Consider the following 3905-nt stretch of genomic DNA (forward strand, 5'->3'; position numbering starts at 1 on the left):
CTGACCTACTGCCGAAGAAACGGCCTTGTCGGCGTTCTTCCCGCCCCATCACGCCCCGTTGTTCAGAGCCCTCCTAGCAGCTTAACGGTGTACTTCAGCCAGTCGTACCATCATCCGGCGTGCCTCACCTACTTTGAGCGCGTGGCCGGTGGTAGTGGCTCACCTACTTTGAGCGCGTGGCCCGGAAGGCTTGCCCGATGTGGAAGGCAAGATCGATATGGCCGCGAGACGGCAGGTCACGAACAAGCTGCGGAGTCTGGACAAATTGGCGGCCGCATCCGGTGAGACGGAGGGCCGGATCGGGCATTACGTCAAGGTGGGATTGCTGCACCGGCAAGCGGACGGAGACTTCGAGGCGGACTCCGTGCACCGGCTGCGGCTGATCCAATTCGCACACTCCCGCGGTGTCAGCAATCAGCAGCTGGAGGCGGCTACGGCCAGGCAAGGTGACCTACTTGCCCTCTATGGGGAGCTCACCCCGGGAGCCGAGGCTCCGGCGGATCTCGCCCGCGCCGCCCACGACCTTGGTCTAGACGATGTGGTGGTCGAAGAACTGGCAGAAATCCTGGGCTGGGATGACCTCGGTTCCGGCACCCACGCGGACATGACGACGTTGCGGACGGTGGCCGAAGCGGTGGAGCTGGGGATGCCACGGGATGCGCTGATGCAGCTGATGCGGGTATTGGCTGATGCCACGGATCGCCTCGCCGACGCGGTGCTGCGCACGTTTCACGATTATGTCCACGAGCGCTTCCGGGCCCAGGGAGTGGTGGGTCGGCAACTACTTGAGGCGACCCAACACGTTGCCGGACCTGCGCTGAAGCTGGTGGAGCCGGCGCTTGTGTCCTTTCACCGCCGGGCCTATCAGCGAGCCAGCCGCGAGGATCTGCTGCGCCATCTAGCCGAGGACACCACTGCGCCTTCGAAGACACTCGGCGAGGAACGAGCGACGGTGCTGTTCGTCGATCTGGCGAGTTTCACCGCGTTGACCGCGACGATGGGTGATCACGCTGCGGCCGATGTGCTGCGCCGGTTCGGCGCCGCCGTGCGCAGTAGCGCTACCCGACATGGCGGCCGGATCCTCAAGCAGATTGGCGATGCGTTCATGCTGTTATTCAGCGAGCCGGCCGACGCCATTGAATTTGGGCTTGCGGTGGACCGCTTCGCCGACGCTGAGTCGCAGTTTCCCGCGCTACATATCGGCGCACACCATGGCACCGTGCTCTACCGCGAGGGGGACTACGTCGGCGGCACCGTCAACCTCGCTGCGCGGGTCGCGTCGTCCGGGCGTGCTGGGCAGTTCCTGATCACAGAAGACCTCCGCGACCTAGCCGCAGATCGTGTCGACGCCGACTTCACTTTGTCGCCGCCGCGACGGCTCAAGGGAATTCACGATCCGATCCGCCTTGTTGAGGTGCGGCGCCGCAGCCTCGAACGCGCTAACCGCGAGACCGATCCGGTGTGCGGTCTGCTTCTTGACCCCGACGATGTGGCGAGTTGGATTACTTGGCGCGAAAGGACTTTCGCGTTCTGCTGTGACATGTGCAGGCACGCGTTTGTCGAAGATCCCGGCCGCTTTGTCACCGTGCATGAAAACTAGCTACTTCGACCTGAAAAAGTCGGCGCGTTGATCGACGGGTTGACGGTTGTGAGCAGGAAGGATGGCCTCAAGCCCTGGTGCGAGAGGGGATTGAGGCCATCGTGTTTCGTACTGTAGGCGATCAGGTGTCGGTGTGGGAGGCGGTACTGCCTCCGGAGTTGTTGAAGTTGCCCGATGAGTTGGCGCGGGTCGATGGGTTGCTTGACGATCCGGTGTTCTTCGCGCCGTTTGTGGGGTTCTTCGATCCGCGGATTGGGCGTCCGTCCACGCCGATGGAGACCTATCTGTGGTTGATGTTTTTGAAGTTTCGCTACCGGCTGGGATATGAGTCGCTGTGTCGGTCAGCGATTCGATCACCTGGCGGCGGTTTTGCCGGTCCGACCTCGCCGGTGATCACGCCGATGCGCCGATCGGCGACACACCAGCCGATGCGGGCGACCGCTTCGTTGTGGGCGCTGTGGCGGTGCAGCATGCCCGGGGCCAGATCGCGGCCGAATGGCATGCGCGAAAAACCGTAGGAGATCACGTTGTGCATCATTTCGGTTGGGCCTCCTGGCCGGTGAGCAGGTCGAGCTGGCCGGGGATCTGATCGGCAGCCCCGGTGAGGGCGGCGTAGTTGACGCCGCGGGCGAGCTCTGCGGTGTGCGCGGTCTCGATCAGCTGCGCGTAGTCGATGCCGCTGGGTTTGGGTGGCGTGGTGGGGGTTTCGGGTTTGGCCTTCGGGTGCGAATGCCGGCCGATGTGGTGCGGAATCGCCAGCCCCCTCGGCGTGCCGGCCAGCCGGACCTCGATGCGGGTCAAATCGAACGAGTCGAACACCAGCTCCACCTTGCGCCCGACTAGCGCCGGGTCGACTTCGTAGCGGTTGCCTGTTAATTGAACTACCAGTGCTGTCCTCCCTGTTCAGGAGGCATGTCTGGTGAGTGGCCGTTAGGGTTCCGGCCCATGATCGGAGATGAGTCGGAGCGGGACCCGGCGGCGTTGGCGGTCGCTCGGGTCGGGCGGCTGGAGGCAACCGGTTCGCCATGGGAGCCGTATCGGGTGATCGATCCGACCGGGGAGGTGATCGGCCCGGTCGGTGAGTTCCTCAAAGAGCTGCAGGCGTCCGGGCGGTCGGAAGCGACGCAGCGGTCGTATGGTCATGATCTGTTGCGGTGGTTCAGGTTTCTGTGGGCGGTGCAGGTGCCGTGGGACCAGGCGACCCGGGTCGAGGCACGTGATTTCTGCCGCTGGGTGCAGACCGGGAGCAAACCGGCGAGCGTGCGCTGGAAGCAGAGCGACGCGCTGCCCGCAGTGTCTGGCGGGAAGTACGCGCCGACGACTGCCGCGCATGGTGAGAGCGTGTTGCGGGCGTTCTACGACTTCCACGTTGACACCGGTGCAGGCCCGATGGTGAACCCGTTCCCGCTGGTGCGGGAACGGCGACGTAAACGGCTTGCAGCACACCATAATCCGATGCTGCCGCACCGCAACGAGCGTGTCGGGTTGTATCGGCCCAAGCTGGTCGACCGGTCGCCGCGCTGTATCCCGGATGAGAAGTTCAACGAACTGTTCGCCGGGCTCGGATCGCATCGCGACCGGGCGTTGGTGGCATTCTTCGTCTCGACCGGTGCCCGGGCCTCAGAGCTGCTGGGCGTGCGCTGTGGTGATGTGGATGCTGGGTCGCAGCTGATCACGGTGATCCGCAAGGGCAGCCGGGCAACCCAGCAGCTTCCGGCCTCGCCGGATGCGTTCGTGTGGCTTCGGCTGTATCAGGCGCAATTCCACGGACAGATACAGACCAGGCGGGATGATCCACTGTGGCAGACACTGCGGCGGCCGTTTCGGCCATTGACCTATCACGCTGCCCGCGCGATGTTCATCCGCGTGAATTCCATTCTCGGAACTGACTACTCGATCCACGACCTGCGTCACACGGCTGCCTATCGGATGGCGCGCGACCCCGATATGCCGCTGGCCGACGTGCAGTGGATCTTGGGCCATGCGCAGCTGAGCACCACCCAGATCTATACCTCGGCTCCGGTCGAGGAGACCATCGCAACCATCTTGGCCCACCATGCGCGGCGAGCGGCGACGCCGTCGGCGCCGGCCGCGATCACACCGGAATACCGTTCGGAGTCAATGGATGTGCTGTTCCCGGGAGCCTCGCGGTGACCACGACGACGCCGGCTTCGACGATGGTGCCCATAACGGGCGCTGATGAGCGGCGACACCGCTCGGATCGTCGTGACTTGTTCGAACTGCGAAAGCAGTTCCCGGCCCGGGCGAATCCCGTGTCGTGGGAAGCCACCGAAGCCTCGCGCGG

Annotated in this window: 2 protein-coding genes and 3 pseudogenes; 3 read left to right on the forward strand and 2 right to left on the reverse strand. The window is 64.4% G+C overall.

Annotated features, from left to right (window positions below; genetic code table 11):
- The first annotated feature begins 199 nt into the window (after positions 1-199).
- Positions 200-1600: an adenylate/guanylate cyclase domain-containing protein gene (locus AWC07_RS02685; RefSeq protein WP_244187451.1), complete on the forward strand. Its 1401-nt coding sequence runs from the start codon at positions 200-202 to the stop codon at positions 1598-1600.
- Positions 1601-1701: 101 nt separating this feature from the next.
- Positions 1702-1985: pseudogene (locus tag AWC07_RS02690) on the forward strand (transposase); the annotation flags it as partial.
- Here the strand turns inward: AWC07_RS02690 and AWC07_RS02695 are convergent.
- A pseudogene (locus tag AWC07_RS02695) lies at positions 1968-2138 on the reverse strand (ExeA family protein); the annotation flags it as partial. The pseudogenes AWC07_RS02690 and AWC07_RS02695 sit on opposite strands and share 18 nt — an antisense overlap.
- Positions 2135-2482 (reverse strand): annotated as a pseudogene (locus AWC07_RS02700) (Mu transposase C-terminal domain-containing protein); the annotation flags it as partial. The pseudogenes AWC07_RS02695 and AWC07_RS02700, both read right to left, overlap by 4 nt.
- Positions 2483-2545: 63 nt before the next feature.
- Between AWC07_RS02700 and AWC07_RS02705 the strand changes: the two are divergent.
- On the forward strand, positions 2546-3754 hold the full coding sequence (locus tag AWC07_RS02705) for a tyrosine-type recombinase/integrase (RefSeq protein ID WP_085104945.1): 1209 nt from the start codon (positions 2546-2548) through the stop codon (positions 3752-3754).
- Positions 3755-3905: the final 151 nt, after the last annotated feature.

Source organism: Mycobacterium gastri (genome assembly GCF_002102175.1).
GTDB lineage: Bacteria > Actinomycetota > Actinomycetes > Mycobacteriales > Mycobacteriaceae > Mycobacterium > Mycobacterium gastri.

Bases quoted from the DNA above. Each gene is read 5' to 3' on its own strand.
- AWC07_RS02705 (WP_085104945.1), top strand. From the start codon at position 2,546: ATGATCGGAGATGAGTCGGAGCGGGACCCGGCGGCGTTGGCGGTCGCT.